Source organism: Nonomuraea sp. SBT364 (assembly GCF_001083785.1).
Classification (GTDB): Bacteria; Actinomycetota; Actinomycetes; order Streptosporangiales; family Streptosporangiaceae; genus Nonomuraea.
Window position 1 is genome coordinate 1 of the sequence record NZ_LAVL01000291.1, and the last position, 5,427, is coordinate 5,427.

Genomic DNA, 5,427 nt, shown 5'->3' on the forward strand with positions numbered 1-5,427 from the left:
CGCCGCCCCCCCCTCCGCCTCCGCCGCCTCCGTGGGAGTGGATCACGCGCGGTTGCTGGCCAACACCGTGTCGATCTTCGCCGGGACGCCCGACGTCAACGCCCGCCCCGAGGTCGCCGGCAAGCTCGCGGCGATCGTCCGGACCGCCGCGCAGCGGCTGACCGCCATGGACCAGGCGGGCGACGGCGAGCTGTTCGCCGGCCTGCCCCTCGGCACCAACGACGCCAACCTGCGCCAGGCCTTCCAGTTCCTGTACGAGATCGCGCTCGCCACCCGCACGCCGGGCGCCGAGCTCGACGGGGACGCCGCCGCCCAGCGCCGCGTCGCCGACGGCCTGCGGTGGCTGCACGAACGCCACTTCGGCGACCAGTCGGCCGGCTACTACGGCAACTGGCACAGCTGGGAGATCGGCATCCCCACCCATGTGAGCCGGACGCTGGTGCTGCTGCCGGGCGAGCTGCGCGGCGACCTGACGGCGACCTACATCGCCACCATGGACGCCTACCTGCGCAACGGCCGGAACGGCGACGTCGACCTCGACTCGCGCTTCCACACCGGCGCGAACCTGGCCGACATCACCGCCAACCGCATCCTGCAGGGCGCGCTCACCGGCGACGACGCCCGCGTCGGCAAGGCCATCTCCGACCAGGCCACCGTCTTCGCCACGATCGACCCCTACGACCTCCGGCACGGCGTCACCGACGGCTACTACCGCGACGGCTCCTTCATCCAGCACCATTCGGTCGCGTACACCGGCTCCTACGGCCGCATCCTGCTCACCCGCGTCGTGCAGACCCTCAAGATGCTGGAGGGCGCGACCGGCGACGGCGGCTCCGGCCTGGCGGGCGTGGTGTACCGGTGGATCGCCGACGGCTTCGCCCCGCTGATCTTCGAGGGGTGGATGATGGAGATCGTCAAGGGGCGGGCGGTCTCGCGCACCACCACCGGCTACGCCGACGTCGGCGTGATCGTGGAGGCCATCGCCGACCTGGCCGGTCACGTCGAGGGCGCCGAGGCGCTGGCGCTGAAGAAGTACGTCCGGTATCTGCCGGCCGTCGACACCGCCGCGTTCGTCTCCCCGGTCAGCCTCGCCCGTTACGCCGACATCCGCGCCGACTCCGCCATCCCGGCCGCCGACCTGAACGCCTCCGAGCGCTCGGTGGCGTTCAACGCCATGGACCGGACCGTGCACCGCCGCCCCGGCTACGCCTTCGCGCTGGCCCGCAGCTCCGAGCGGATCAGCAAGTACGAGTACATGAACGGCGAGAACCTCATGCCCTGGTTCCAGGGCGACGGCGCCTACTACCTCTACCTCGCGGGCGAGGACCAGCGCGAGGTCTTCGGCGTCGACTACTACACGACCGTCTCCCCGTACCGGCTGGCCGGGATCACCGCGCCGGTCGAGGAGCGGCGGACGGTGCCCGAGTTGTACGGGCGGTTCTGGTACGAGAACCCGGGGCACCCGCTCAACTTCACCTCGTCCTCGGAGTCGCAGAACGCCTACGTGTACTTCCCGCGCGCCGGGAACGCGTTCTCCGGAGGCGCCACGCTCGGCGCGTACGGCGCGGCGGGGCTGGTGCAGTCCGACGACGTGGCCTACACCGCCAAGCAGGAGGGCGTGCTGCCCGGCGACTTCGCCGCCTATCAGAACGCGCGGGCGACCAAGTCGTGGTTCATGCTGGACGACGAGATCGTGGTGCTCGCGGCCGGCGTCTCGGGGCAGGGCGGCCGCGACGCGGTGACCACCGTCGACAGCCGCATCGCCGCCCCGGGCGACGCGGTAGCGCTCACCGGCGAGGGCTGGGACGGCGGCGCCTGGCAGGCCGGCGGCACCGCGCCGCCGCGCTGGCTGCGTTACGCCAACGGCACCCGCGGCACCGCGGTCGGGTACGCCTTCCTCACCAGGCAGCCGGTCGAGGCCGGGCTGGAGACGGTGACGCGCAGCCGCAGGGTCGTCCGCGCGTCGAACCCCGACACGGCCGTGACCAAGAACGTGTTCACCGCCTCGATCACCCACCCGGCCGGCGGCGACGTCCCCGCCCTGGCCTACGCCCTGGTCCCGAACGCGACCGAGGCCCGGCTGCGCGATTACGCCCCGCCGGCCGTGCTGGCCAACGACCGGCACGTGCAGGCGATCAAGCACCGGGCGCTCGGCATCGTCGCGGCCAACGTCTTCACCGACGGCCCCCGCCACGCCGAACGCCTGGTCGTCGACGGCCCCGCCTCGGTGATCGTCCAGTACGGCCGGCGTACGGTGGTCGCCCTGTCGGACCCGACGATGAAACGCGACAGCGTCTCCGTCGTCATCCACGGCAAGTCGCTCAGGCCGGTCACGGCCGACGAGGGCGTCACGGTGCGCCGCGTCCCGGGCGGCACCCTCGTCCGGGCCGCCACCCGCCACGCCCACGGCCGCACGTTCACCGTGACGCTGCGCTGACCCCGGGAATGTCCGGGGCGGTCGCTACGGTGGGCGGCATGACCGACGCCCCTTGGGAGCCACCTCTCGCCGGCACCGAGATCGAGCATCTCACCGGCGCGCTCGACCGGCTGCGCGCCACTTTCCGCTGGAAGGCCGACGGCCTCGACGCCGACGGCCTTCGAGCCCGGGTCGGCGCGTCCTCGCTGACCCTCGGCGGCCTGCTCAAACACCTCGCCGTCGTCGAGGACCACACCTTCACCGCCAAGCTGCGCGGCGAGCCGTTCGACACCGGCGAGTGGGACGGCCCCGAGTGGCCGTTCACCTCCGCCGGCGGCGACACCCCCGGCGAGCTCTACGCCGGGTGGGACACCGCCGTCCAGCGGTCACGCGCCCGGCTGGCGGCCGCCCTGGCCGACGGCGGCCTCGACCAGCTCGCCCACGTCTCCACCCCCGACGGCCGGCACGCCAGCCTCCGCCGCCTCGTCTGCGACCTCATCGAGGAGTACGGCCGCCACACCGGCCACGCCGACCTGCTGCGCGAGGCCGTCGACGGCCGGGTGGGCGAAGACCCGCCGGAGGGCTGGCGCCCGACCAGCTGACCGTCAGCGCTCCAGGGCGAAGATCACCCACGACTCGTCAGGCGCCAGTCCGGCCAGCTCGCGCCCGCACTCCCGCAGCACCTGCGGGCCCGAGGTGATGTGCGCGGTGCCGGCGTGGACGTCCCTGAACAGCCGCTGGATCAGCCCGTCGCGCAGCGCCGAGGTGCCGCCCGACGCGTAGACGAACCGGGCCACCTCGGCGACCGTCGAGGTGACGTGGTTGAGCGCGAGCCGCACCATCGTCTCCTGGCGCACGTCGAGCGTCCGGCCCGACTCCAGCGTGCGCTCGGTGTCGTCCCACGTCTCGTGCACCAGCGCCTTCGCCGCGCGAAAGGCCGCCTCGGCCCTGGCGAAGTCGGTGTGGAAGGCGTCGCTGCCCGCGAGCTGGCCGGGCCGCCCGGCCCGCGCCCCGGCGTAGCGGACCAGCTCGTCCAGCAGTCGCCGGCCGACCCCGAGCGCCCAGCCGGAATGGCAGATCAGCGCCTGGTCGAGCAGGCCCAGCCGGTAGAGGGCGCCGCCGCGCAACGGCTCGTTCTGGGTGAAGAGGTGCGTCTGCGACTCCGGTACGAAGGCGCCGTCGATGGCGTAGTCGATGCTGCCCGTCGCGCGCAGCCCCAGGACGTCCCAGTTGCCGAGCGGCTTGGCGTCCTCGACCGGGGTGATGAAGATGCGGACCTCGCCGGTGCCCTCGACGGCGCCCAGGCTGTGCACGTACTGGGCGTGCGGCATGCCCGAGGCGAAGCTCCACTGCCCGCTCAGCCGGAACCCGCCGTCCTCGCGCACGGCGGTGCCCGGCCGGGTGCCCTGCCCGGCGAAGACCGGCATCCTCGGCCCCTTGAAGATCCGCTCGACGGCCTCGTCCCCCAGGTAGGCGCCGGCGGTGCCGTTCTCCAGCGTGGTGGCCATGACGACCCAGCCCGTCGACGGGTCGGCGTACGAGAGCTCCTCGAAGACGGCGAGCAGCTCCCTGGGGGACAGTTCGGCCCCGCCGAGCGGCACGGGCACCCAGATCCCGAAAAGTCCGGCCTCGTGCAGGGCGTCCACGACGGGCTCGGTGAGCTTGCCCTGCGCCTCGGCCGCGGCGGCGTCACGCTCGATCAGCGGGCGCAGCTCGCGCGCCCGGTCCAGTACGGCGGTGCCGGCGGTGTGCAGTCGCGGCGTATCGCTCATGTCCAGGGGCTCCTGTTCGTGATCGTCGGCGCTCTCCTTCCGTCAGATCACGTAACACCCGCCTTGTCCAGTAGCCGATCCGAAGGGATTCCTAAGCGGGCTGGTCGAAGGTGAGGCAACCGATCGCGGGGGCGCGGTGTTCTCTCACCGCGTCCGTAACCATCACTGCTGTCAGGAGATGCCCGTGTCCGTCCCCGCCCGCTGGTGGGCGCTGCCCGTCGTGCTGGTCGCCGTGTTCATGACCACGCTCGACTTCTTCGTGGCCAACGTCGCCCTCCCGTCGATCCGCGCCGACCTGGGGGCGGGGACGGGCGCCGGGCAGTTCGTGATCGCGGGCTACGGGCTGGCGTACGCGGCGGGGCTGATCGTGTCGGGGCGGCTGGGGGATCTGTACGGGGCGCGCCGGGTGTTCGCGATCGGGCTGGCGCTGTTCACGCTGGCGTCGGCCCTCTGCGGCGCGGCTCCGTCGGCGTGGGCGCTGGTGGCGGCCAGGGTGGCGCAGGGCGTGGCGGCGGCGCTGCTCGCGCCCCAGGTGCTGGCGCTGCTGGGAGCGCTGTTCGAGGGTACGGACCGGGCGAGGGCCTTCGGCTGGTACGGCACGGCGGTCGGGCTGGCGGGGGTGAGCGGGCAGGCGATCGGCGGGCTGCTGGTCGCCGCGGACCCGTTCGGGCTGGGCTGGCGGGCCTGCTTCCTGATCAACGTGCCCGCCGGGCTCGCGGCCCTGGCTCTGGTGCCGCGCCTGGTCCCGGCCCTCGGACGGCCGCGGCCGCGTGGCGGGCGGCTGGACCTGGCGGGGGCGGGGCTGGTGGCCGGCGGGCTGGTCGCCGTGGTGCTGCCCCTGGTCCAGGGGCGGGAGCAGGGATGGCCGGTGTGGGCGTGGGCGTCGCTGGGCGGTTCGGCGGCTCTGCTGGCGGCGTTCGTGCGACGGCAGCGCGGGCTCTCGGCGGCGGGCCGGGAGCCGCTGCTGGAGCTGGGCGTGTTCAGGGAGCGGGGCTTCGGCACGGGGCTGGTGGCGGTCGCGTCGCTGTTCGGGGCGTCGGCGGGGTTGTCGTTCGTGCTCGCGCTCCATCTGCAGGACGGGCTCGGGCTGAGCCCGCTGGCGGCGGGCACCGTGGGGACGGCGCTCAACGCCGGGTTCTTCATGGCCTCGCTGCGGGCCGGGCGCGCCGGGCGGGCCGGGAAGCGGACGGGCGCGCTCGTGCTGCTGGCGGGGCTGGGGATGCTGCACCAGGCGGTGGG

4 protein-coding genes are annotated in these 5,427 nt (G+C 73.9%); 3 read left to right on the plus strand and 1 reads right to left on the minus strand.

All coding sequences use genetic code 11. The annotated features are described in order from the left end of the window. Together ADY59_RS46375 and ADY59_RS46380 are read left to right on the plus strand one after the other, a co-directional pair. The coding region (locus ADY59_RS46375; RefSeq protein WP_049577476.1) for a polysaccharide lyase family 8 super-sandwich domain-containing protein at window positions 1-2,437 on the plus strand (2,437 nt) is incomplete at its 5' end. Between the two features lie 38 nt (window positions 2,438-2,475). After that, window positions 2,476-3,018 carry a mycothiol transferase gene (locus ADY59_RS46380; RefSeq protein ID WP_049577478.1) on the plus strand — a complete coding sequence of 181 codons (543 nt, stop codon included), beginning with the start codon at window positions 2,476-2,478 and terminating at the stop codon, window positions 3,016-3,018. Window positions 3,019-3,021: 3 nt separating this feature from the next. Here the strand turns inward: ADY59_RS46380 and ADY59_RS46385 are convergent, their stop codons facing one another. Further along, window positions 3,022-4,188, minus strand: coding sequence for an acyl-CoA dehydrogenase family protein (locus tag ADY59_RS46385; protein WP_049577481.1), 1,167 nt, complete (start codon window positions 4,186-4,188; stop codon window positions 3,022-3,024). A gap of 184 nt (window positions 4,189-4,372) precedes the next feature. On the opposite strand from ADY59_RS46385, the gene ADY59_RS46390 reads away from it, so the two are divergent. Further along, window positions 4,373-5,427: MFS transporter (locus ADY59_RS46390; RefSeq protein WP_197094188.1), on the plus strand; the 1,055-nt coding region annotated here is incomplete at its 3' end.

Excerpts from the sequence above, each read along its gene's own strand:
- ADY59_RS46380 (WP_049577478.1), top strand. The coding sequence starts at position 2,476 with ATGACCGACGCCCCTTGGGAGCCACCTCTCGCCGGCACCGAGATCGAG.
- ADY59_RS46385 (WP_049577481.1), bottom strand. The coding sequence starts at position 4,188 with ATGAGCGATACGCCGCGACTGCACACCGCCGGCACCGCCGTACTGGAC.